The organism is Pseudomonas sp. B21-041 (assembly GCF_024748675.1).
Taxonomy (GTDB): Bacteria; Pseudomonadota; Gammaproteobacteria; order Pseudomonadales; family Pseudomonadaceae; genus Aquipseudomonas; species Aquipseudomonas neuropathica.
The window spans coordinates 717,578-741,970 of sequence record NZ_CP087175.1; the positions used below are offsets into that span (position 1 = coordinate 717,578).

The 24,393-nt window shown below is 60.3% G+C and carries 13 protein-coding genes; 2 read left to right on the top strand and 11 right to left on the bottom strand.

Translation table 11 applies throughout. The annotated features are described in order from the left end of the window. Nucleotides 1–188 precede the first annotated feature (188 nt). Nucleotides 189–7,247: a TcdA/TcdB catalytic glycosyltransferase domain-containing protein gene (locus tag LOY43_RS03060; RefSeq protein WP_258709178.1), complete on the top strand. Its 7,059-nt coding sequence runs from the start codon at nucleotides 189–191 to the stop codon at nucleotides 7,245–7,247. A gap of 90 nt (nucleotides 7,248–7,337) precedes the next feature. Here the strand turns inward: LOY43_RS03060 and LOY43_RS03065 are convergent, their stop codons facing one another. From LOY43_RS03065 to prmA, 8 genes are all read right to left on the bottom strand, one after another. Then, nucleotides 7,338–7,934, bottom strand: a complete 597-nt coding sequence (locus tag LOY43_RS03065) for a MarC family protein (protein WP_025111770.1) — start codon at nucleotides 7,932–7,934, stop codon at nucleotides 7,338–7,340. 64 nt (nucleotides 7,935–7,998) lie between these two features. After that, entirely contained in the window at nucleotides 7,999–10,776 is a 2,778-nt protein-coding gene (locus tag LOY43_RS03070; RefSeq protein ID WP_258709179.1) for a hybrid sensor histidine kinase/response regulator, read from the bottom strand. 99 nt (nucleotides 10,777–10,875) lie between these two features. Next, nucleotides 10,876–12,171 carry a phosphoribosylamine--glycine ligase gene (gene purD / locus LOY43_RS03075; RefSeq protein ID WP_095047354.1) on the bottom strand — a complete coding sequence of 432 codons (1,296 nt, stop codon included), beginning with the start codon at nucleotides 12,169–12,171 and terminating at the stop codon, nucleotides 10,876–10,878. A 149-nt stretch (nucleotides 12,172–12,320) separates the two neighbouring features. Continuing rightward, the gene (gene purH, locus LOY43_RS03080) at nucleotides 12,321–13,928 is read right to left on the bottom strand and encodes a bifunctional phosphoribosylaminoimidazolecarboxamide formyltransferase/IMP cyclohydrolase (RefSeq protein ID WP_095047355.1); all 1,608 of its coding nucleotides are present in this window, start codon (nucleotides 13,926–13,928) and stop codon (nucleotides 12,321–12,323) included. Nucleotides 13,929–14,011: 83 nt separating this feature from the next. Further along, complete coding sequence (gene fis, locus LOY43_RS03085) at nucleotides 14,012–14,332, bottom strand: DNA-binding transcriptional regulator Fis (RefSeq protein WP_003221275.1); 321 nt, start codon at nucleotides 14,330–14,332, stop codon at nucleotides 14,012–14,014. Further along, a complete protein-coding gene (dusB, locus tag LOY43_RS03090; RefSeq protein WP_093430243.1) occupies nucleotides 14,329–15,339 on the bottom strand; it encodes a tRNA dihydrouridine synthase DusB in 1,011 nt (336 codons plus the stop codon). Before dusB ends, fis begins: the two co-directional genes overlap by 4 nt. 185 nt (nucleotides 15,340–15,524) lie before the next feature. Next, nucleotides 15,525–16,802 carry a DUF3426 domain-containing protein gene (locus tag LOY43_RS03095; RefSeq protein WP_093430244.1) on the bottom strand — a complete coding sequence of 426 codons (1,278 nt, stop codon included), beginning with the start codon at nucleotides 16,800–16,802 and terminating at the stop codon, nucleotides 15,525–15,527. A 30-nt stretch (nucleotides 16,803–16,832) separates the two neighbouring features. Then, nucleotides 16,833–17,711, bottom strand: coding sequence for a 50S ribosomal protein L11 methyltransferase (gene prmA / locus LOY43_RS03100; protein ID WP_093430245.1), 879 nt, complete (start codon nucleotides 17,709–17,711; stop codon nucleotides 16,833–16,835). Between the two features lie 192 nt (nucleotides 17,712–17,903). On the opposite strand from prmA, the gene LOY43_RS03105 reads away from it, so the two are divergent. Then, nucleotides 17,904–21,863 (top strand): type III effector 1, encoded by a 3,960-nt coding sequence (locus LOY43_RS03105; protein ID WP_258709180.1) that lies wholly within the window; start codon nucleotides 17,904–17,906, stop codon nucleotides 21,861–21,863. A 66-nt stretch (nucleotides 21,864–21,929) separates the two neighbouring features. Here the strand turns inward: LOY43_RS03105 and accC are convergent, their stop codons facing one another. Genes accC through aroQ form a run of 3 tightly spaced genes read right to left on the bottom strand, consistent with a single transcriptional unit; the run spans nucleotide 21,930 to nucleotide 24,268 of the window. Then, nucleotides 21,930–23,285 (bottom strand): acetyl-CoA carboxylase biotin carboxylase subunit, encoded by a 1,356-nt coding sequence (gene accC / locus LOY43_RS03110; RefSeq protein ID WP_093430247.1) that lies wholly within the window; start codon nucleotides 23,283–23,285, stop codon nucleotides 21,930–21,932. A 17-nt stretch (nucleotides 23,286–23,302) separates the two neighbouring features. After that, complete coding sequence (gene accB / locus LOY43_RS03115) at nucleotides 23,303–23,767, bottom strand: acetyl-CoA carboxylase biotin carboxyl carrier protein (RefSeq protein ID WP_093430248.1); 465 nt, start codon at nucleotides 23,765–23,767, stop codon at nucleotides 23,303–23,305. 48 nt (nucleotides 23,768–23,815) lie between these two features. Next, nucleotides 23,816–24,268: a type II 3-dehydroquinate dehydratase gene (gene aroQ / locus LOY43_RS03120; RefSeq protein WP_093430249.1), complete on the bottom strand. Its 453-nt coding sequence runs from the start codon at nucleotides 24,266–24,268 to the stop codon at nucleotides 23,816–23,818. Nucleotides 24,269–24,393: the final 125 nt, after the last annotated feature.

The window sequence follows — 24,393 nt, forward strand, 5'->3', positions numbered from 1 at the left end:
GATTGGCGGCCTTGTGCGTTTGTGCGCAGGTAAGAAAACAGGCAATTCATTGCCACATGGTTCAAGCACAAACCCCGAGTGTTATTGGCTGTTTCACTGGACATCGTTTGAGTTTGTTCGGGTTTGAGCGTGGTACTCCAGTTCAATAGTTTCGTGGCGAACGAAGCCGTTATGGAAGAAGTGCCACGATGAAAACCAACAAGCCGTACGAAATCCTTTCCGTCAAAGACTTCTCGCAACTGCAGCGGGCGCTGAGCGAGTTTGCCGGCAGCGCTGAATACAAGGCGTTGCTGTCGCACTATGAACTGGCCAGACAAGCCGCTGATGACCCGCAGCGACTGCTGTTGATCAAGCTGTTTCAGGAGGCCCTGGAGTCGTTGCTCCAACGCAGGACTCAGCCCGTTTCCGAAGCCATCAGCCAGATCAGATCGGATCTGGTCAAGTCTGTCGCCAGGCTGGAGGACACACACGCCATGCTCCATGGCGTGGCCAGGCCCGTGGCGAAAATCATGCACTTTGTCTGGGTGGGCGGCAGTGAAGTCGGGGCCAATCAGCGCGACTACATGAACATCTGGCGCCAGGTGCTGGAGCCGCAGGGTTACCGCTTCAACCTCTGGTACGACAGTGATGCGTTGCTGGCCTTTGAAATGAACCGGGTGATCCTCGACAGCGCCAGAGTGGATGCGCTGGAGTCGGGCGGTGACAAGGTCAGCAAGGCTTTTCAGTTGTCGCAGATGATCGAGGACCGTGCGCGGGTGTTGAAGCAGCAGATGTTCGCCCACCTTCAGCAAGCACAGTGGCGGGGGCGAGCCGACGAAGCGCGGATCGACTTGATGGTGCGTGCCTACGGCAAGGATCGGGCGACGCTTGAAGCCTTTCGCCAGCGCTGCCTGCAGACGCATCAGGCGATGCTCGGAGCGGACCTGCAATTGCGCGATGTCGGCGACGAATTTGCCGGGCACTTTTTGCAGGATGTCTATCAGCGCGAGGTGGCCATGCGCGGCAATTTTGCCGCGGCGAGCGATGTCGTGCGCCTGCAGGCCGAATACCTCGAAGGTGGCCGTTACAGTGACATGGATTACTTGCCGCCACTGGCGGACACGCTGGCCGGTGTCGATATTCTCAGCGTCGGCGAAGAAGGCCGAATCGGCGTTTTGCAGTTGCTGTTGAACCACAATGAAGCCTTGATGCCGGGACGCGACCGCCAGCGTTATCTCGACCGCACTGACAAAATCCCGCCCGAACACCTCGAGGCATTGACGGCGTTTGCCCGTGAGCAACACCGGCTAAGCGAGATCTTTGTCGCACCGCAAGATCACGCGGTGCCGCAGGACGCGATGCGTTTGGGCACGGCCTATGGCTTGCCGGACTGGGCGGAAATGAATGCGCATATGCTGGCCCATCCCGGCAGTGCCATGACCCTGGCGTACATGCAGATGATCCGCCTCAATTATGACTGCCTGCTGGAAGTGGAGCGGCGTGCGGCGCTCGCCGGCATCGACGCGACGGATCAGGCGCGGATGTTTGATGTGGTCGAGAATGTGGTCAACGAAGCTCAGGCGCAGGGCAAACTGCCTGAAGCGCAAGGCGAGGTGTTCCGCTCCAGACTGATCGACGCGATTTTTACCTATTACCGCGATGGCATTCGCCTTGAAGCCCGCGGCACCATCACCCTGACGGGCCCAGGGGCCGCCGCGGCCGCGCTGCTCAAATACATAGAGCAGCACCTGCAACCCGATCGACATGTGCAGATCCGTGAGCGCCTGAAGTTGCTCGAAGGCTACAACACCCACACCGAGGAGGAGATGATCTCCGGCTGGACCGTCGACGGTAAGGCCGAGCAATGGTTGCTCAAAGAGCGGGAGAAGTGGCAGAACGGCAAACTGAAATCGCGCTACGTCGGCCAACTGGCGGATCTGCTGAAAGCGCACACGCTAACCTTCAAGCAGGGCTGGCCGGTCATCGAAGGCCAACCGGTGATGTTGACCTCGGTATTGCAGCCACTGATGGACGATCTGGGCGAGCCGTTCCTGCGCGCGATGCAGGAGAAGTTGAGCGGCGACATGACGTTCAATTCAGCGATCTCCATCGGTTTCGACAGCCGTGAGCAGATTCGCGCGCAAACAGTCCGTGCGATTCCGCTTTCCCATGGCGCGGAGCCTACCCGCAATCTCAATGAGTTGTTCACCCTCGTTGCCCATGGCTCGCTGGCGGTTGAGCAACTCAGTCCGTTGCAACGCGTCATCCTCGGCGGGATGTTGGGGGCAAACAGTCTGGATGCCGCCGGGTTTGCCCCGGTCTTGCAGAGCGTTATGGACATCGCTCGGGGAACCGCTGAGGGTGGTTTGTTCGCCCGTTACCACGCGATCGAAAAGGCCCTGATTCAGCAGGCGGCGCCGAACTTCGAGGCGGGGCTTGCCGGCGCGAGCATCCACGGCACGCACACGGCGCGCGAACTCAAGGCGTTGGCGATGAGCGAACCGCTGACGCTGAAACAGTGGGGCGAGCGCATCGGACAGATCAATCGCACGGCACAGCGTGAATACCACAGGCATATTTTCAAGCGGGGTGGCCAGGTGCGGGAGGCGTTGTTCCAGTCCGGCGCCGTGTCCGTCAGGCAACTGCCGCAGGATTTGTTGAGGCGCAGCACGGGCGACCCGGGACGCCGTTGCTATCCGCTGGCGTTGTTGATGGGCGCCGCCGTGGCGGCTGGCGGGTTGGCCGAGCGTGCACTGATCGGACGTGTGGAGAATGCCAGCCTGAGGCCGGAAGACGTTGATTCGCGGGCGTTGCTCAGTGCGCTGGATGAGCTGGGCGAGGTCTCCGGGCGTGCGATCGGACAGGCTCGTGGCCGGCAAAATCTCGACAGCGTGATGCAGACACTGGAAGCGAAAACCGCCCCCGGCGCCCTGCTGCTCGACACAGGCAATCACGCTTTGCTGGTGGCTAAAGTGCAAGTGGATGAGCAAACGTTCTATCGCTTTTATGATCCCAATTTTGCGATTTATGGATTTGCCGCAAGCGCAGAAATGAAGCAGGGCTTGGCACGCTATTTAAGTGACGACGGCAACACTTTGGCGAAGTTGTACGGCCTGACTGACATCGGCACTGCGCAGTTCGATGTAATCGAACTGGACACCGTAGCGCTCGCCGAGCGGACATTGTCGTCCGGGTTGCGCGTCGAGAGTTTTTTGCAAACCGCAGCTATCGCCGACCCTCAGGCGGCTTCGGTCTGGGCCAGGCAAGCTGTCGCACGCACGCGCTCACTCAGTGAAAACGCGCGGCTGGGGGCTAGCCTCGCGCAGTTGGACGCGCGTTACTGGGCGCAGGAATTTGATCAGGCGACCCGGCAATTGCGCGCTGAACACACATTGGGTCGCGACTATCTGCCGCTGCTGGAAACGCTCAAGGCAAACCCGGACGCGGGTTATTCGCTGACGCTGGTGGATGTGCAGAACCCGGCCAGATCACTGACAGTCGGCACCGCCGATGCGCGGTTCGACAGGCTTAAAAAACACCTTCAACGTTTGGTTGTCACATTGACGGGCAAGCCGAGTACCGCGGTCGAAGCCGACGGCGGCAGTCGTCTGAGTTTCGCCTTCGCGATCCAGGCGTTGGTCACTGAAATGCGCCATCGTGACTATCAGGCTGATGGGGAGCGGGCGCCGGTTTTGTCGATAGCCCTGCAAGTGCAGGTCTATTTCAACTATGCGCAGTTGGGTTTCGGCGTATTGAGCGACACGGCCCAGACGATCAATCTGGTGCGTCAGGTGGCGGCCAGCGAACGGGCATTGACGCTTGGTCAGTCGTCGTTGTCCGGGCGTGTGCTGGGGCGTGCCACCACGGCAGGCGGATTGGTATTTTCGCTCGCCAACATCGGCTTCGATCTCCACAACCTGTCGGTGGCCGAGAACCACGAGCAACGCTCGCGGTTCTCCACATCACTGGTGTTCAACGTTGCAGCATTGGGGGTGGATGTTGTTGCTTTGGCGGCTGGCGGGGCGGTGGGCACGGCAGCGGCCGTTCTCTCGGTGCCGCTGCTGGGTGTCGGCATTGGGGTGACGGCGATTGCCAGCAACCTGGGACAGATCAGGGACAAGGCGACGGCGGTGGGCAATCATCTGCGTGCGATCGGTCATGCTTACCGGCGCGGTGCCTACACCTTGAAGGATGGCCTGCTGCAATTTCCCGCAGAGGCGGTCATCGTCAGTCTGAACCTGCAAACCAATGACGTGCGCTTCGACAGCCAGAAGTTTTACCCCTGGACGGGCGGGCCACTGGAACTGCCGCAGTACAACGATGACCCGCAGGCTATTCACCTGTCCCTCGATATCCGCCAGGCACTGGGGCTGCCCGAGGTCGTTCATCTTTACCGTGACGAAACCGATAGGCTTGAGACGCTGGTGCTGCCGTGCACGCCGATCTGCCATTACGGTTACGAGTATCAGTTGAAGGGGCTGGGCGGGTACACCTACGACCCCCTTACCGGCGAGGTCGGGGACGCTGGCGACATCCCTGCTGAAACCCGCTACCCGCAAGTGACGGATCGCATGGCGGACACGCTGGAGTATGACCAACACGGAAACCGGCGCTTTTATCTCACCAGCAACCCGTCGCTGCCGCACATTCTGTACAAGCTGCATCCGGTCTATCAACCGACAGACATCAGCGTGGTGCTGGACAGTCAGGTACGCCAGTTGGTGGTGCCGACCCTGGAAGCGCTGGTGCACAAGAGGATTTCCTACGCAATCAGCGCACCCGAGGGGCAATACCGGATCAGGCTTGCACCCGGCATCGTCTCGGTCAGATTTAATGGCCCTGCCAAGTGGATCGTGCAGGCGACCTGGGCTTGCCTGGAACAGGTCAGATTTGCCGTCCCGAATCGGGAAAATGATGATGAAGTCCAACTGATGGTTGATGGCACGGTGCTGTCGGTTTTCGATGGCTTGATCGAACTGGCCGAGGGCCTGTTCCGGGTCGATGGGTGGGAGCGCTGCCTTCGCTTGCAGTCGGTCACCCTTGATGAGCAAAGCCGCCTGCCGCAAATACTGGCGATGCTGCGCCAGCACGCCCGCGAAGGCCGATTGGTCGCAAATGCTGTGGCGCTGTACAAATTCCGGGTGCCCGCCGCCATGGTGGTGACCACCGCTTGGTATGACGCGACCAGTGATCGTTTGTTGTACGCACGCAATCTGCCGAGCGCGGTGAACGAGGGGCTGCTGTTGGGCGGCGCCGGTGCCCGCCATGCCTGGTTCTACCATCCGCAACGGGCGACGGTCTGGCGTGTCGACACGATCACCGGCACGGTTGTGCATCGCTACCGCTTGATGAACCCCGCGAGCGGGTCGCACATCATGGGTTGTGTCCAGGACGCCGATGGCAGTTTGCGAGTGTTGCAACGCTTGCTGATCGACGCCCGGATAACTGAAACCGAAACCACACTGGAGTATCGCCTCAGCGATGCGGCCGTGGTCCTGACGGGCATCAAGTCGTCGTTTATCGAGGAACCCACCGCGCGCCCCGGGCAGGGCGACTTGCATCACTTCACGACCTTCGGCGCGTATAACGATGAAACCCCGGGCATGGCCAATGCCATCAGCACCTGGGTATATGCATCGTTCGTTTACGCGCGCACCTACTACTTCGAAGGATTGCGCCGGCGTGCCTGGGTCAACAAACGCACGGGCCACTATTTTTCGGCGGGGTTGGGCAGTGACGCGGACATGGTCATGTTGATGCCGGCCGATCCGCAGAGCGGTGCGCTGCTGTTCTACAGCAAGCAAGCGCAGACCATCAGTCAAGGGGTGGAGCCGAGGGTGGGGCAATTCATCAATCGGGTCATCGAGCGCGATATTGTCGACGTCACCCAAACGTTCGGAAGCTACATTGCCACCAAGGCCGACGGCCGCCTCTTCGAGGTCGACACCAGCTTCAAAGATGAGCAGTGGATGGGCGGCATTCCCACACCGAATATTCTGAAATTTGCCGGCCTCGGCCAGCGCTGGCTACAGCTCAACTCCGACTGGCTGGACGCTTTGCCGGCGCTGGCAAAAGTCTACAAAGCCGAACCTTTTCCGCTCATCGGATTGGGCAATGGGGCGGGTCATGCATTTCTGGCGGCGTGGTGCATCGAGGAGCAATTCGTCGTGTCGAACATCGGTCCTGAAGTGCAGTTGACGCCGTTGGGACTGACGCCGGACAAACAGGCCGCATGGTTGCTGGAGGGTTCGACCGGGCGGCTTTATCGCCAGCCGACGATTGCCATCGGGGCATTGCGCGTCGCGTTTGCTGCAGGGCCGCAGCGCGTGAGTCCCGAGCAGTTGCCCATGGCAGAAAAGGTCTGGTCGCAGTGGTCATTTGTTCACGTGCTGAGGCATGGACAAGGTCTGCTCGGGCAAACCCGCGACGGGGTCAATGTCGAGCTGCACGATCAGCAGCCTGCGCGGATCATCAGCGTGGAAAATCGCTGGTCGCATGTGCAGGGGCAGACGGCCGAGCAGTGGCGTACGCGCTTGAAAGGATTGCTCGCGGAACAGGTCCACGCGCAGGTCCTGCCGGTCGAACACACCGGCACGCGCTACACGTATTACCTGCCTGCAACGGATCGCTTGTTTGAGGTCGCCGCCCGCCATGCGCGACAGTGGCCGACGTTTCTTGGCACGCGCCAAAACACCGCAGCGCTGCTGTTCGACGCAGTTGACGGACTTGTCTTCAGCGCAGGCCCGGTCGATCCTGATCCTGTCTGGATTCCGGGCTGCCACGCGCACCGCGAAGGCGAGGTGTTGTCCCTGTCCTTGAGCGATGAGGTGACCGATGTCTGCGCATTGTTGCCCGATGGTATCGACACACTGATTCTAGCCTTCGGTTCCCGGGAAACCGGGTATCGCATCACCGACGAAACCTGGCAGCGTCTGGACTGCATCGTGGTCGATACGCAGCTGGCAGCGGACGACGATGGTTCGGGCACGAACCTGCTGTTTCTCGACATGGCTGATTGCGCGCGCCTTTTGATGTCGCGGGTTGAAGGGCATCTGGTGATTGCCGACCCGGACAGTGCAAGCACGCTGATTGTGCGGGATGTCGAGCCGCAGGGCGGCGAGGAAAACACGCCAATGGAAATAACAGTCCGGCTCAATGAGCGGCTCCACTGCACGTTTACCCTTACCGATTGGTTGCAGCGTTTTGCACGGCTGCAGGGCGATAACGCCGTGGTCAGTCTGAACGTGCTGATTGAGGCAGCGCTTTGAACTCAAAACCGATGTAGAAGCAAAAAGGGCCGTGAAGAATAAATTCACGGCCCTTTGCAAGAAGTGTACGGACGTATTCGATGCGCTTGTTCAGGGCACCAAATAGCCTTTGACCCCTGTAAAAATGATCTGCGCCGCCAAAGCGCAAACAAACAATCCCATCAAACGACTGACGATCTGTAAGCCCTGATCGCCCAGAATCCGCTCGATACGATTCGACAGGTACAGCACCACGCCGACGGTAAAACTGGCCAGGGCAATACTCATGATCGCGGTGAGTTTGTCGTCCCAGTGCGGCTGGCTGACGCCCATCACCAGCAAGGCACCGATGGTGCCCGGGCCGACGGTCAGCGGGATGGTGAGCGGCACGATGGTGACGTCCTGCTGCACATTGTCGGCCTGTACCGCCGGTTTGCCCTGCGCCATCCCCAGTGCCGAAATGAACAGCACACTGCCGGCGCCGATGCGAAACGCATCCACGGTGATGCCGAACACATCGAAAATTACCCGCCCGAACAAATACAGTAAAACGCTGGAGACCAGCGTGGCCACGGCGACTTTCCAGGCCAGCCGCCGTTGTTCCTTGCGCGAATAACCGCGGGTCAGGCTGATAAAGCACGACAGCACGAAGAACGGGCTGTAGAGCACCAGCATCTTCAGGTAAACGCTGAACAACACATGGAGCATGGTGCAAGCTCACTGGCGAGGGAATTCGTGGGGGAGTCTATCAGGCGCTACGGGGTCTGTCGGCTCAGGAGGTGGGCGTCGTGGCACGGTTCTGCTGATCACGCTCGGCTACCCAGTGCTCGATCAGCTCGCGCAATTGTGACAACTCGACCGGCTTGGACATGTGCCCATCCATCCCGGCCTGACGCGCGCGCTCCTTGTGTTCGGCGAGAATATGCGCCGTCAACGCCACGATCGGCGTGCGAATGCGTTGATTGCTGACTTCCCAGGCGCGCAATTGCTGGGTCGCCGAGAAGCCATCGAGGATCGGCATTTCGCAGTCCATCAGCACCAGATCGTAACGCTGGGCTTTCATCGCTTGCAGGGCTTCTTCGCCGTTGGCGGCGGTGTCCGGTTGCAGGTTGAGCTTGCCGAGCATGCCGCGAATCACTTTGGTCGAAATCGTGTTGTCTTCGGCGACGAGGATGCGGAAATCGCTTGGCACTTTGGCGGCCGTGGCCGGGGTGACCACTTGCGGCTGGAACACCACCTGACCTTTGTTGCGCTGGTTGAGCTCGTCGGCCAGGGTGGTCTTGAGGGTGTAGCCGGCCACCGGTTTGGCGAGGATGCGTTTGATCCCCGAGTTGCGCGCGATGATCTTGCTCGGCGCATTGCTGATGCCGGTGAGCATGATCAGCAGGATGTCGTGGTTCAGACTCGGGTCTTCCTTGATCTTGGCCGCGAGCTGCATGCCGGTCATGCCGGGCATGTTCTGATCGAGCAACACCACATCAAAGTAATCACGCAGGTGCGCCTTGGTCCGCAGGAGAGCCAACGCTTCCTTGCCTGAAGGTACGGCGCTGACATTCAGCCCCCACGCACTGCATTGCTGGACCAGCACTTTGCGGCAGGTGTCGTTGTCGTCGACCACCAGGACCCGCGCGCCCTGCAGCGGACTGTCGAGATCGGAGGTCGGGTGTTCGAGGCGGTCGGGGTCCAGCGGCAAAGTCAGCCATAACGTGCTGCCTTGGCTGGCGCCGCTCTTGATGCCGAACTCGCCATGCATCAAGCGGATCAGTTGTCGCGCGATCACCAGCCCCAGGTTGCCACCCAGACGATTGGCCGAAAGGAAGTGCTTGCTGTGCAGTTCGGCGTGCATCAGTGCGTCACGCTCTTCCTGATCCATCGGTTCACCGCTGTCCTGCACGGCGATGCGCAGACGCGGTTTGTTGCTGCGCTCGTCGAGGGCGACGACGATCAGCACTTCACCTTCATCGGTTTTCTTCAGGGCGTTTTCCAGCAGGCTCAGCAGAGTCTGGCGCAGGCGGGTCGGGTCGCCGCTGATCACCCGCGGTACTTGCGGCTGGATAAAGCTGATCAGTTCGACGTTCTGCTGTTCGGCCTTGGCCCGGTAGATGCTCAGGCAGTCGTCGATCAAGGCATTGAGGTCGAACTGCACATCGTCCAGTTCGATCTGCCCGGACTCGAGCTTGGAGATGTCGAGAATCTCGTTGATCAACGTCAGCAATTCGTTGCCGGCGCTGTGGATGGTCTGCACGTAGTCGCGTTGCTTGACCGACAGTGGCGTGCCCAGCAGCAGTTCGGTCATGCCCAGCACGCCGTTCATCGGCGTGCGGATTTCGTGGCTGATCTTGGCGAGGAACTCGGCTTTGGCGTTGATCTCGGCATTGCTCGCGGCGAGGTCGCGGCTGACGCTGAAACGACTTTCGGTGATGCTGCGCTGACGCTCGCCGAGGGCGATGCTCATCAGCAGCCCGCTGATACAGATGAATGCCATCAGGGTCATGATCAGACCTTGCGGCGACACCAGTGTCAGCCCCAGCAACGCGGGAAGAATGATCAAGGTGCCGATGTTGAACACCACCATTGCGGCGACGAACAGGCGCGCCGGGCGGTAACCCTTCTGCCAGTGATAGAAGGCGACAAACAACATGCTCAGGCCGGCCAGGGCCACCAGGGCATAGGTGATGATGTTCAGCGGCAGGGTGTTGACGAACAGCAGCAACAGACTGCAGGTGACGATAAACAGGATGTCGCCAATCAACAGTTTGTTCAGCGGGTGCGGGCCGAGCGGAGCGAAGAAGCGATAGGCGAACATCAATCCTGCGGGAGCGGTCAGCAGCAACGCCAGATAGGCGCCCGGGGTCTGCACCGCGTGCCAGTTCGGCAGCCAGGGGCCGGCGAGGTTGAGCAGCAGCAACAGACTGAGGCCCAGCAGGCCCTCGCAGACCGCCAGCCACAGGCTGCTGCGCGAGCGGGAGTAGGCGTAGCGCACAAGGTTGTGCAACAGCAGCATGGCGAGACAGCCGAACAGCAAGCCGAAGATCAGCGTCTGATTGTGGTTGGCCGCGCTCATCACCGCCGATTGTAGGGTGACGTGCGGGCGCAACTGGTGATCGGAGACCAGGCGCAGATAGACATCGAGCGGTTTGTCGGTCTGTGGCAACGGCAGCATGAAGTCGCTGCTCGGCAACGGCCTTTCGGCCTGTGGCTGGTCGGTGCCGGTGTTGCGTTGCTCGATCAGCTTGTCACCGTCGAGTACGTAGAGATTGAGCTGTGACAGGTCGGGGGCAAAGATGCGTAGCACTTGTTCGTGCTTGCCCGGCGCCAGTTTGAAGCGCAACCACAGGGCGCCATCGGGCTCGGCCGCAGTGAGGCGGTCGAGGTCGATGGGGCTGAATTGATTGGTGTAGCGAGCGGAGCGGATATCGCTCAGTTGCAGACTGCCCTGATCGTCAAGCAATACCGACCAGCCACTGCCTTGCGCGGCCTGGGCCGGGAGCATGCAGAGCAAGGTCAGCAACGTGACGGTGAAGCTTATGGCAATCCTGAGCCAGCGCACGGCGAAATCCCTTCGTAGGTTGATGCCAGAATATAACGATGCGCGGCGGCGGAACAGCCCGGCGAGGAACGGTATCCCTCGCCGGGCTCGATCGACAGCTTATTCCTGGGTTTCGCCACGTTCACGGGCAATGGCGCGGTAGCCAATGTCCTTGCGGTAGAAGCAGCCTTCCCAGTCGATGGCTGCTGCCAGCTTGTAGGCTTGCTGCTGAGCTTCACCGACGCTGGCGCCCATTGCAGTGGCGCAGAGTACGCGACCACCGGCAGTGACAACCTGACCATCCTTCAGCGCGGTACCCGCGTGGAAGACTTTGCCTTCCAGGCTCGCCGCTGCGTCCAGACCATTGATCGCCGCGCCCTTGGCGTAGTCGCCCGGGTAGCCGCCAGCGGCCAGCACGATGCCGACGCTCGGGCGTGGATCCCACTGTGCTTCAACCTTGTCCAGCGCTTGCGCCAGAGCGGCTTCAACCAACAGCACCAGGCTCGATTGCAGACGCAGCATCACCGGTTGGGTTTCCGGGTCGCCGAAGCGGCAGTTGAACTCGATAACCTTTGGATTACCAGCCTTGTCGATCATCAGACCGGCGTAGAGGAAACCGGTGTAGACATTGCCTTCTTCAGCCATGCCACGCACGGTCGGCCAGATCACCAGATCCATCACGCGCTGGTGCACGTCGGCAGTGACCACCGGGGCAGGGGAGTAGGCACCCATGCCGCCAGTGTTCGGGCCGCTGTCGCCGTCGCCAACACGTTTGTGGTCCTGGCTGGTGGCCATCGGCAGGACGTTTTTGCCATCGACCATGACGATGAACGAGGCTTCTTCGCCGTCGAGGAATTCTTCAATTACCACGCGCGAACCGGCGTCGCCGAACGCATTGCCAGCAAGCATGTCGCGCACGGCGTCTTCGGCTTCGGCCAGGGTCATGGCGACGATCACGCCTTTACCGGCCGCCAGGCCATCGGCCTTGATCACGATCGGTGCGCCTTTTTCACGCAGATAAGCCAAGGCCGGCTCGATCTCGGTGAAGTTCTGGTAGTCGGCGGTCGGGATCTTGTGGCGAGCCAGGAAGTCCTTGGTGAAGGCCTTCGAACCTTCCAGCTGCGCAGCGCCGGCGGTCGGACCGAAGCAGTCCAGGCCACGGGAGCGGAACAGATCAACAACGCCAGCGACCAGCGGCACTTCCGGGCCGACGATGGTCAGGGAAACGTTTTTCTCGGCGAAGTCGGCCAGTTGCTCAAGAGCCAATACGTCGATGGCGACGTTCTCGCACTTGGCTTCGATGGCGGTGCCAGCGTTGCCCGGTGCGACGAACACCTTCTGCACGCGCGGATCCTGAGCCACTTTCCAGGCCAGGGCGTGTTCACGGCCACCGCTGCCAATGATCAAAACATTCATTTCAAAAACCTCGGATGACGCTAATTCTGTGGGGGCTGATCGTTCCCACGCTCTGCGTGGGAATGCCTCTACGGACGCTCTGCGTCCAAGGGACGCGGAGCGTCCCGGGCTGCGTGCCCACGCAGAGCGTGGGTACGATCAAGCAATAATCAGTGACGGAAGTGACGCATGCCCGTAAAGACCATGGCGATGCCAGCCTCATCGGCAGCAGCAATCACTTCAGCATCACGCATCGAGCCGCCCGGCTGGATCACTGCAGTGATGCCGACCTTGGCCGCGTTGTCGAGGCCGTCGCGGAACGGGAAGAACGCGTCCGATGCCATCACCGAACCCGCTACTTGCAGACCGGCGTGCTCAGCCTTGATCGCGGCGATACGCGCCGAGTTTACGCGGCTCATCTGGCCAGCGCCGACACCGATGGTCTGACGGTTCTTGGCGTAGACGATGGCGTTGGACTTCACGTACTTGGCCACTTTCCAGGCGAAGATCAGGTCGTGGATTTCCTGTTCGGTCGGCGCGCGTTTGGTCACGACTTTCAGGTCATCGGCGCTGATCATGCCGATGTCGCGGCTCTGTACCAGCAGTCCGCCATTGACACGCTTGTAGTCCCACGCGGCTGCGCGGTCTGCCGACCACTCGCCGCAGGCCAGCAGGCGCACGTTGGCTTTGGCCGCAACGATGGCGCGGGCTTCTGCGCTGACGCTTGGGGCGATGATCACTTCAACGAACTGACGCTCGACGATCGCTTTGGCGGTCTCGGCATCCAGTTCACGGTTGAAGGCGATGATGCCGCCGAACGCCGATTCGGTATCGGTGGCGTAAGCCAGTTCATAGGCCTGACGGATGCCGCCTTCAGCGTCCGGGCTGACCGCCACGCCGCACGGGTTGGCGTGCTTGACGATCACGCAGGCTGGCTTGACGAAGCTCTTCACGCATTCCAGCGCGGCGTCGGTGTCGGCCACGTTGTTGTACGACAGTTCTTTGCCTTGCAGTTGGGTCGCGGTAGCGATGCCGACTTCGGCAGGCTTGGCTTCCACGTAGAACGCCGCGCTCTGGTGCGGGTTCTCGCCGTAGCGCATTTCCTGGGCCTTGATGAACTGGCTGTTGAAGGTGCGCGGGAATTCGCTGCGGCCTTCAGTGCTCAGGGTTTCAGCCGCTTGATTCACGGTGCCCATGTAGTTGGCGATCATGCCGTCGTAGGCGGCCGTGTGTTCGAAGGCCTTGAGCATCAGGTCGAAACGCTGCGCGTAGGTCAGGCCACCGGCTTTCAGGCCTTCCAGGACGCTGGCGTAATCGCTGGCATTCACCACGATCGCTACGTCTTTATGGTTTTTCGCTGCCGAACGGACCATGGTCGGGCCGCCGATGTCGATGTTCTCGATGGCGGTCGGCAGGTCGCAGCCTGGCTTGTTGATGGTGGCTTCGAACGGGTACAGGTTGACCGCCACCAGATCGATCGGCTTGATGCCGTGCTCGCTCATGATTGCGTCGTCGATACCGCGACGACCGAGGATGCCGCCGTGGATTTTCGGGTGCAGGGTTTTCACCCGACCGTCCATCATTTCGGCGAAACCGGTGTAATCCGCGACTTCCACTGCGGCAACACCGTTGTCGCGCAGCAGCTTGAACGTTCCGCCGGTGGAGAGGATCTCGACGCCCAGAGCTTCAAGCTCCTTGGCGAATTCGAGGATCCCGGTCTTGTCGGAAACGCTGATCAAGGCGCGGCGGATCGGCAGGCGGGTAGTCTGGTCGGTCATCTCAATTTCCATCAAAAGCAAAGGAAGTCAGCAAAAAAGGCGACCGTTTTTTACGCGGGCGCCTTTCTGGTTTGATTGAATGCTTACAGCAGATCGTACTGCTTGAGTTTCTTGCGCAGCGTGCCGCGGTTAAGTCCGAGCAGCTCACTGGCCTTGGTCTGGTTGCCCTTGACGTAGTTCATCACGCTTTCGAGCAGGGGAGCCTCGACTTCGGAGAGCACCAGGTTGTACACATCCGTGACGGACGCGCCCTCAAGGTGGGCGAAATAATTGTGCAGCGCCTTCTCGACACTCCCGCGAAGGGTCTGGCCTTCTTCGCTCGGGGTATTGAGGTGCTGTTTCAAATTCACGTTGTCGCTCACGGGTGCTGTTCCACTCACTAAAGTCTCGGTCATCATCGTCATGCGGCCACCCCTTCTTCGTCCCCTGTCAGGCTCTTGTAACGCTCGGCGAAAAACTCCCGAACGTTGGCGCATTGTGTTTCCGTACCATCCAAACGATTGAAGTGGGCGCGAAACTCCCTGGCGCCCGGCAAGGTTGCGAGATACCAGCCCACATGCTTGCGCGCAATGCGCACGCCCATCACATCCCCATAGAAAGCGTGAAGGGCGGCCAGATGCTCCAGCAGAATGTGTTCCACTTCGATCAGTTCCGGTGCCGGCAATTTCTCGCCGGTACGCAGGAAGTGTTCGATCTCGCGAAAAATCCATGGCCGCCCTTGGGCGGCGCGGCCTACCAACAGGCCATCGGCACCGGTCGCGTCGAGCACGTAACGGGCCTTTTCCGGCGAATCGATATCGCCATTGGCAAACACCGGCATCGACACCGCCTGCTTGATCGCGGCAATCGTGTCGTACTCGGCTTCACCGGTGTACAGATCGGCGCGAGTGCGGCCATGCACTGCCAGCGCGGTGATCCCGGCCTGCTCGGCGATCTTCGCCACGGTCAGGCCGTTCTTGTTGTCGCGATCCCATCCGGTGCGGATCTTCAAGGTGACCGGCACATCAACCGCAGCCACAACGGCCTGCAGGATCTCGGTCACCAGTGCTTCGTCCTTCAACAACGCGGAACCGGCGGCCTTGTTGCAGACCTTCTTTGCCGGGCAACCCATGTTGATATCAATAATCTGCGCGCCCAATTCGACGTTGGCCCGGGCCGCATCCGCCAGCATCTGCGCGTCGCCACCGGCAATCTGCACCGAGCGGGGCTCGGGATCGCCTTCGTGGATCATGCGCATGCGCGACTTGCGGGTGTTCCACAGGCTCATGTCACTGGTGACCATTTCCGAGACTACAAGCCCTGCGCCCAAACGCTTGCACAGCTGACGAAAGGGCTGGTCGGTGACGCCCGCCATCGGGGCGAGAATCAAGCCGTTCTGCAATGTGTATGGGCCGATGCGTACCGCCGACATAGGACTTCCCTGAGGTGGGGCCGGATCATGAGAGTTCGAAAAAGGGTTGGCATGATACCCGCTCTCGATGACTGGATAAAGGCTGAATTGAACAAAATCTGAACAGTTATTCCGTTATCGCCACAGGTTTGGTTGTGGGTGGCAAAGTCAGAAAACCGCCGTCAATTGCAAACCGCCGCAGGGATTCACTCGGGCGAGTGGAAACTCAGGCTGTAATTCACTGCTTTCGGGCCTGGGTCGAGGATATCCAGCGCAATGTGGATCGGCGTTTGCGGCGGCATTTCCGCCAGACCTTCGAGGTCCCCTCTGAGGTACTCGCCGGGTTTGAAGCGACGACTGGCGATCAAGTGGCCATTGAGGTCGGCGAAACGCAATTCCAGTAATGGAAAGGGCTGAGAGAACGTCGCGCGGTTATAAATGATCGCGTCGACCACCAATGCGCCGTTGAACTCCGGATGACTGCGCACCACCAGATTGCTGCTCTTGATCCGGGCGATGTCGACCTTGGACGGCACCGTGCAGCCGATCTGCGGGCAGATTTGCTGGAACCACGGACGGTATTGATCCTGGCGGGCCAGTTCGTCGAAATGATAGGCGATGTATTGGGCAGCCAGTCCGCCCGCCGCCAGTAGCACCAACAGCAACCAGAGCAAACGGCGTCCCCACGGCGAGCGGCGTTTCTGCCAGTCCAGTTGCAGCGGGTCGTCAGTCAGGTCCTGCAGGACTTCAGCACGTACACCGGGTTCTGCGCGCTCGCGCTTTTTGCGCAGCGGCTCGATCGATGGCAACTCGTCGCCGTCATCGATATCGTCGCTGGCAGAAAATCGTTCACGACGGGCGTTCGGATCGATCGGGTCGTGAAGGCGCAGTTGCGGGATCGCCGGCTCGTCGTCGAGATCTACCGGTTCCAAAGTCAGCGAAGGCTCAGTGCGCGCGGCTTTGGCCGGTTCGATCTCCGAGACTTCTGCCTCGTCGTCGGGCTCGATCGTGTGCTCATCGGCATGTTCGCTGAACAGGCTGTCGCGCCAGACGGTTTCGTCCGGCTCAGGCATGTCGCGCCGGGCGCTCAGGGAATCTTCGCGGGGACGACCGAATTCGGTGGTCGGCTGGATTTCCCGTTGCTCGAGGCGGGCAAGTTCCTGGTCCAGATCGAGGCTGTCGAGATCCAGCTCCGAGGCGCTCCACTGCTTTTGGCTGATGGCGCGCGGTGCCGGCGGCTCGACGATGGCTACGGGTTCGACGGCTGGCGTCGACTCGACAATCGGCGGTGGCTCGGCAAGCGAAGGCGCGACCGGCGTCACCGCGTCCTTGCCAGCGTGTTGTTCCAGCAGCTGTTTGGCGGCGTTGAACACTTGCAGGCAGGAGCCGCAGCGAACCACCCCGCGGGCCACGCTCAATTGAGCATGGCTGACACGGAAACTGGTTTGGCAATGCGGGCACTGGGTGACGAAGCTGTCAGTCATGCGGCGATCCGGATTATGCAGGCGGACATATTAGCGCCGACGGCCGGTGATGCGCACCCAGCCATCGCGATTGGCGATCGGGTCGAGATCGAAGTCCTGTGCATAAGCGGCAGCGACTTCATCACCTTGTTCAGCGAGGATGCCCGACAGGGCCAGACGACCGCCGGATTTGACTAGGCCAGACAGTTGCGGCGCCAGCGAAACCAGCGGACCGGCAAGAATGTTGGCGACCAGCACGTCAGCTTGAACCTGCGGCAAGTCTTGCGGCAGGTACAGCGGGAACAGTTCGTCGGCAATATTGTTGCGACCGGCGTTGTCGCGCGAGGCTTCCAGTGCCTGCACGTCGATGTCGGTACCAACGGCTTCTTTCGCACCGAGCAACAGGGCGGCGATCGCCAGAATTCCCGAACCGCAACCGAAGTCGAGCACGTCGCAGTCTTTCAGGTCCTGGCCGTCGAGCCATTCCAGGCACAAAGCGGTGGTCGGGTGAGTGCCGGTGCCGAACGCCAGGCCCGGATCCAGCAGCAGGTTGACCGCATCAGGTTCCGGCGCGGCGTGCCAGCTCGGCACGATCCACAGGCGCTGGCCGAAACGCATCGGCTGGAAACCGTCCATCCAGCTGCGCTCCCAGTCCTGATCTTCGATGACTTCGCTGTGGTGTTCGGGTAGCGGGCTGCCGGTCAGCAGTTCCAGGTGGGCCAGTACCGGGGCTGGTTCGGTGCCGCCTTCGAACAACGCCAGCAAGTGGGTGTGCGACCACAATGGGGTGGTGTTGAGTTCCGGTTCGAAGATCGGCTGGTCTTCGGCGTCCATGAAGGTCACCGACACGGCGCCGACTTCGAGAAATGCGTCCTCGTAGGTTTCGGCTTGTTCGGGGGTGATGGCGAGACGGACTTGCAGCCAAGGCATGGCGGGCACCTTTGAAAATCTGTGGGGCAGCCCGAAGCTGCAAAAGCGCGCAGTTTACGCCAGGTCGCCGGCAAAGTGGACACGCCTCTTGGCTGTTACACATTCGCCGGCGCGATATACATATGTATCCCCGGAGCGCGGTTGCCGGCAAATAGAGTGAAAGCTCATTTCTACGCAAGCGGGCTGGACGATATGGCGAGTGAACAAGGGATTGTAGAAGAAAAACCACCGGAAGCCGCTGCGCCCACAGGAACGGCCCAGGAGATTCTGCTGCGGATCACGCGTTGGCAGGTACTCATCGACAAGCGCCTGAGCAGTCAGCTGACCTTATTGGAGGCCATGGAAGCTTTCGCGTTGACCGAGCTGCGCAATCATTACCCGCACGGCAATATCGATCCGGGTTTTGTGCTGGCTTTGCTCGATTCGATTCTGCAGAAAATCATCGACGGCAAGCCGATGATGTACCTGGCGATTCAGGACGCTCCGTACCGCTGGCCGGGTGCTGCTGACCGGGGATTTCCGCTCGGCCATCGTCAAGCGGTCATCCAGACTGTGGAGAGCGTTTCTGAGCATTTCCTTGATCAATACAAAAACTACCTGCGAACACATTGGGAAACCAAGGGGCAGGAGGCTGCGTTCGATCAGTTGGTTTTGCGCAAATTGCAGCGTTATATCGATGACATCGACGCGCTGTTCCACACTGACCGGCTCGTGCGACTGACGCCGGATCGATTGCGCAGGCAAATCGAAAAGGTTCAGGAACGAGGCGCTCGCCGCTATCGGTTGACCGCACTGGCAACGGGTGCGGAAAAGAAGAGGCTCGAAGCGCAGTCATACGCGCAATTGCCGCATTGGCTGCGGGTGCTGAACGAACCGGAGCGTGCCAGGCTGCGCCGTTATCAAGAACAGACGTCGCAGGCCCAGGCAGCGCTCGATGATCTGCTGGAAGGCTACGGCTCGTTGCGCGCCTATGCCCGGCAACAGGCGATTGACTATATCCAGCTCAAACTCGACATGGAGGTGGAACCGGACCGGATCGATGTCCGCCTGAGGTGGCTTTCAGCGGTCGGCGAGCCGACGCAGAACCGCAGTTTGAGCCAGTTGCTCGCGGCGGGGCCGATCGGTACGGATTTCGCTGCCGTTCTGGAAGTCACCAGTGGTCCTTCGCGACGCAATCAGCCGCTGGAGCCGGCATTCATCGCCGACATGCTGGCCGGCCAGGATTATCCGGTCGGGTACCTGCGAGCCCTCGCCGGGCAGTATGAGCGCGAGGACGTACAAAAGGCCTTGATCGACTGGTTTGTCGCGCGACTCAAGCAAAGCGCGTTCGTTGCGCGTTGTGCGGGGCATCTGGCGGTGGACGATCATGATCGTCTCGAATCGATGTGGGCGGGGGAAGCCATGGGCGAATCTTTGCGCGTCGCCGCACTGGCTTTACCCAACGGCATGCAGTGTGCCGACTTTCTGGTGTTTTACCGGCAAGAGCCTGCACCAGCGGTGAGCGATCTGCTGCTGTACGCGCCAAACAAGCCAGACGGCCAGGAGTGGGTGCGCCTGCCTTCGCTGGCGGCATTGACCGGAGAGGTCTGGGGCTGGACGCAGAGCGAGTCCGGTCGCGAATATCTTTTGCAGCAGCTTTCTCCCACTGCCCATCGCCGAGCGCGGGAGTATCTTGTCGCCGTGGCTGCCGACCCTGGCCGTTGGGGTATGAGCAGTGATATTCGGCGTGCGCCCCTGCCGTTCGCTCAGTGCGTCGAAGCGGCTGTAAAAATGGGCCTGGCCAAAAACCTGCAGCAGGTCGAAGAGGACAATTTACTGCGCTGGAACTCAACGCTGACCCTGGATGCGCGTCGACGCCTCAGCAGCCTGAATCAGGAGCTTGTTGTTCATCAGCAGGTCTTCAATGAGTTGCTGGGCGGTTTCGAAGTCTTTGTCGATTTTGCCAGACGCACGGTGACCGCAGAGATCGCGCCTTATATGCGCAGCAAACAGGTGCTGGAACCGGTTGATCCGGCCACCGTGTTGATCGATTACAACGCCGGCATCGCCGATCGCAGGAAACAGTCGGTAGCCAGCCTGCTCGATCTGGCGATCTACGGCTACGACGACAACGCTGGTATCGACAATCCGAAAAAGGGCGTGCGCTCATCCGTTGGCCAGGATCTGAGCGAGGTGCGCAGCGCCGATCTGGCGTTGTATCTGCGCGGGGCCTGGCTGGGTGAGAAGTACGCCAGCGAGATCCGAGGCAAATATCTCGACGCTCGCCATGCGGACTACGAGCCGCGCCGGTTTGCCTGGCGCAATGTGCTGCTGTCGACAATGGATCGTGACTTGCGGGTTGCGCGAAGTCAGGCACGGCTAAGCGACACGGTGTATACAGCGCTCGTCCGCCAGGTCTCGCTGTTGAGTCAATTGCCAACGTCAGGGGGCCATTTGCCGGGCGCCAGCAGGGTCACGACTGACGGCGTATTCAGGTTTACTGTGCGTGGTCATGTCGTACTCGGGGTTTATGTTTTTACCGCTTTCGATCCCGAGCCGTCTTGGTGGTTGTATACCCCGGATGCTCCTGACGGCCTTGCGGTGCGCCCGTACCATTCACTGTTTGGCGACATCGCCGGCGAGCTGCATGACTACTTGATGGCGCGCACGGCGGTTGCTGCACGCAAAACCGTTTCGCTTTCCTTGCATGCGATAGCGGTAAAAAATCAGCGTGTCGATACGCTGTACGAAGCGCAGCGAGTGAGCGACGCGCGGGTTGAGTTCAACGCTTACATCGAGCGCTCGGTTACGGATGTGCACGACATCACGACCAGCCGCGCGGAAATGATCGAAAGACAGGTGGTCAAGGGACTGATGTTCGCCGCCGCGCCGTTCTGCATGGTGTTTCCGCCCTTCGCCTTGTTGTTGGACGTGGTGTTCATCGCCGTCAGTGCCGGTGATGCCGTCGCGGCGCATCTGGAAGGCGATGTCGATGGCGCGCTCGGCCATTGGCTTGAGGCGTCGTGGGGCGCGCTGTTTGCCATGGTTGGCGCCGGCAGTACGGTCAAGTTACTCGGGCGCACGGTCAGAAATCTGAAGCACACGACGCGGCCGGTCTCATTGCTCACCGAACGCTTGAGCACCGTGGCTCCGATTCGCAAGGAAGCGCTGCCGGCGGTTCGCAAGGTGCGTTTTCACGCCAGACAGGCCGTCAGCAACAAGCCGGATAATTTGCAGCAGGTCACTGAAGAAGGTGTCTTTTTTGGCACATGGCGCAGTCCGCCCAGTGCTGCACAGCCCCAGCCGACCTATTACATCCGCAACAGAGGCAAGTACTTCCAGGTCAGGGAAAACCCACATTTCGGGGGGCTCAGCCTGATCGATGCCCGGCGCCCCGAAGCCATTTATCAGCGCCCCGTACGTCTGACTGCGAGTGGCAAATGGACGCATGACCGGGTCGGGCTGCGCGGCGGCAATGATCAGGTACGTAATCTTGGTCGAGTGAACAATCTGCGCAATGCGTTTCCCGGCCGGGTCGAGCCAGTGCTGAACCGTGGTGCGTTGCAGGGCGAGGCTGTGGTGGCGAAGTTTGTCGCCGGGTCTATGGACAATTATCTGTTTTCGCTGAATGCGCAGACCTGCGTGATTGCCTCGATGTACAACCCGACGACAAAGGTCGGCGCAGTCATTCATTTCGATCACAACGTTCGCTCGCTGATCAACCACACCGTCAAGGATGCGATGACGCGTCTGGGAGGCTCGCCCAAAGATGTTCGGGTCACGCTGGTGGGCGGTGACTGGCTGACCGGCACCGACATCGGTGGACCGGTCAGGAGTGTATTGCGTCAACAGGGGCTGAGGCCGACATGGGATTACTGGTCGTATTCTTCCTGTCTGGGTAATACCTATGCTGTTTCGTTGAATCTGAACAACGGTGTTTCGACGGTGTTCAAGACTTCCGCCAGCCAGGTTGAGCGCTTGTATTCGCCGGTTTTGCAGCGGGCCAGATATGCCAGCGATCCGGTGTCGAAACGCGCACAGGTATTCATGGAGCGGTTTCGTCGAAAGCCATTGCACCAAGATGCCTCTGGCGCTGTAGTCGACCAGAACGGGCGCCGGGCAACCCCTGAAATGATTCAGGGGCAAGCTTTTACCTTGGTGTCGATGAACTGATGCGCTGGTTGCAGGCATAAAAAAACCCGATCCACAGGGATCGGGTTTTTCCACGCCAGGTCAGTCTTACGACTGCTTGGCCAGCTTGTGCTCGAGGTAGTGAATGTTCACGCCACCTTTGCAGAAGCCTTCGTCACGAACCAGGTCACGGTGCAGCGGGATGTTGGTCTTGATCCCGTCAACCACGATTTCGTCCAGGGCATTGCGCATGCGGGCCATGGCTTCGTCGCGGGTCGCGCCGTAAGTGATCAGCTTGCCGATCAGCGAGTCGTAGTTCGGTGGAACCGCATAACCGCTGTACAGGTGCGAATCGACGCGAACGCCGTTGCCGCCTGGTGCGTGGAAATGCTTGACCGTGCCCGGACTCGGCATGAAGGTTTTCGGGTCTTCAGCGTTGATCCGGCATTCCAGCGAGTGGCCACGAATAACCACGTCATCCTGAGTGAACGACAGCTTGTTGCCAGCGGCGATGCTGAGCATCTCCTTGACGATGTCGATACCGGTAACCATTTCCGAAACCGGGTGCTCCACCTGAACACGGGTGTTCATTTCGATGAAGTAGAAGCGACCGTTTTCGTAGAGGAACTCGAAGGTGCCGGCGCCACGGTAACCGATGTCGATGCACGCCTTGACGCAACGAGCCAACACTTCTTCGCGAGCCTTCTCGTCGATGCCCGGTGCCGGCGCTTCTTCGAGAACCTTCTGGTGGCGGCGTTGCAGCGAGCAATCGCGGTCGCCCAGATGGATGGCGTGGCCCTGGCCGTCGGACAGGACCTGCACTTCGACGTGACGCGGATTGGTCAGGAATTTTTCCAGATAGACCATCGGGTTGCCGAACGCCGCGCCTGCTTCGGAGCGGGTCAGTTTCGCCGAGGCGATCAGGTCTTCTTCCTTGTGCACCACGCGCATGCCGCGACCACCACCGCCACCAGCGGCTTTGATGATCACCGGGTAGCCGACTTCACGACCGATGCGCAATGCCGTTTCTTCGTCTTCCGGCAGCGGGCCGTCGGAACCTGGAACGGTTGGCACGCCTGCTTCGATCATCGCGTGCTTGGCCGAGACCTTGTCACCCATCAGGCGAATGGTGTCGGCTTTCGGGCCGATGAACGCGAAGCCGGAGTTCTCGACCTGCTCGGCAAAATCGGCGTTTTCCGCGAGGAAACCGTAGCCTGGGTGAATGGCGGTAGCGCCAGTCACTTCAGCGGCAGCGATGATGGCCGGGATGTGCAGGTAGGACTGAGCGGCAGAAGCCGGGCCGATGCAGACGGATTCGTCTGCCAGACCCAGGTGCATCAGCTCTTTGTCGGCCTTGGAGTAAACGGCGACGGTCTTGATGCCCATCTCTTTGCAGGCACGCAGAATCCGCAGGGCGATCTCACCGCGGTTAGCGATCAGAACTTTTTCCAACTTCGCAGTCATCAAAGGCTCTCCGCAGTTCAAACGATGGTGAACAGCGGTTGGTCGTACTCAACCGGCTGGCCGTCTTCGACGAGGATGGACTCGATCACACCGCTGGTTTCAGCTTCGATGTGGTTCATCATCTTCATGGCTTCGACGATGCACAGAGTGTCGCCTTTCTTCACGGTCTGGCCGACTTCAACGAAGGACGGCGAGGTTGGCGAAGATTTGCGATAGAAGGTACCGACCATCGGCGAACGGGCAACAGTGCCGTTCAGCGCTGGTGCAGCAGCGGCAGCCGGGGCTGCGGCAGCAACCGGAGCAGCAGCGGCGGCAGGTGCGGCAGCCGGAGCGTGCATCGGAGCCGGCGCGTAGTACTGCTGAGCCGGGGTCTTGCTGTGACGGCTGATGCGTACGGACTCTTCGCCTTCCTTGATCTCGAGCTCGTCGATGCCGGACTCTTCCAGCAATTCGATCAGTTTCTTAACTTTACGGATATCCATGAATCATCAACTCCCAAGGGTCGGTCAGGGGCGTTTAACGCTTGTAGTTCAAGCCGTTGCCTGTGTTTCAAGCTGTTCTAGCGCAGCCTCCAGGGCCAGTCGGTAACCGCTGGCGCCAAGGCCGCAGATCACTCCCACCGCTACGTCGGAGAAGTAAGAGTGATGGCGGAAAGGTTCGCGTTTGTGCACGTTGGACAAATGCACTTCGATGAATGGGATGCTCACTCCCAGCAACGCGTCACGTAATGCGACACTTGTGTGCGTAAAAGCTGCTGGATTGATCAGAATGAAATCGACCCCTTCGCCACGCGCGGCGTGGATGCGGTCGATCAATTCGTACTCGGCATTGCTTTGCAGATACAGCAGATGATGGCCGGCTTCACGAGCGCGGCGCTCCAGATCCTGATTGATCTGCGCCAGGGTCGTTGAACCGTAAGTGCCGGGTTCGCGGGTGCCGAGCAGGTTCAGGTTGGGGCCGTGCAGCACCAGGAGGGTCGCCATCTGCGTAGTCCTTGTTATGAATGAGCAATCGTCAGAACCCGGCGACTATGCCGCAAAGACTTTGTGACTGTCCAGTTCTATGCAATAGCCAGCACGATGGCCGATGTTTGCGCGAAATATGTGAC

Coding starts and splice junctions, on each gene's coding strand:
- aroQ (WP_093430249.1), bottom strand. CDS start 24,268: ATGGCGACCCTCCTGGTGCTGCACGGCCCCAACCTGAACCTGCTCGGC.
- purH (WP_095047355.1), bottom strand. CDS start 13,928: ATGACCGACCAGACTACCCGCCTGCCGATCCGCCGCGCCTTGATCAGC.
- accC (WP_093430247.1), bottom strand. CDS start 23,285: ATGACTGCGAAGTTGGAAAAAGTTCTGATCGCTAACCGCGGTGAGATC.
- LOY43_RS03105 (WP_258709180.1), top strand. CDS start 17,904: ATGGCGAGTGAACAAGGGATTGTAGAAGAAAAACCACCGGAAGCCGCT.
- LOY43_RS03065 (WP_025111770.1), bottom strand. CDS start 7,934: ATGCTCCATGTGTTGTTCAGCGTTTACCTGAAGATGCTGGTGCTCTAC.
- purD (WP_095047354.1), bottom strand. CDS start 12,171: ATGAATGTTTTGATCATTGGCAGCGGTGGCCGTGAACACGCCCTGGCC.
- LOY43_RS03095 (WP_093430244.1), bottom strand. CDS start 16,802: ATGACTGACAGCTTCGTCACCCAGTGCCCGCATTGCCAAACCAGTTTC.
- prmA (WP_093430245.1), bottom strand. CDS start 17,711: ATGCCTTGGCTGCAAGTCCGTCTCGCCATCACCCCCGAACAAGCCGAA.
- accB (WP_093430248.1), bottom strand. CDS start 23,767: ATGGATATCCGTAAAGTTAAGAAACTGATCGAATTGCTGGAAGAGTCC.
- LOY43_RS03060 (WP_258709178.1), top strand. CDS start 189: ATGAAAACCAACAAGCCGTACGAAATCCTTTCCGTCAAAGACTTCTCG.
- fis (WP_003221275.1), bottom strand. CDS start 14,332: ATGACGATGATGACCGAGACTTTAGTGAGTGGAACAGCACCCGTGAGC.
- dusB (WP_093430243.1), bottom strand. CDS start 15,339: ATGTCGGCGGTACGCATCGGCCCATACACATTGCAGAACGGCTTGATT.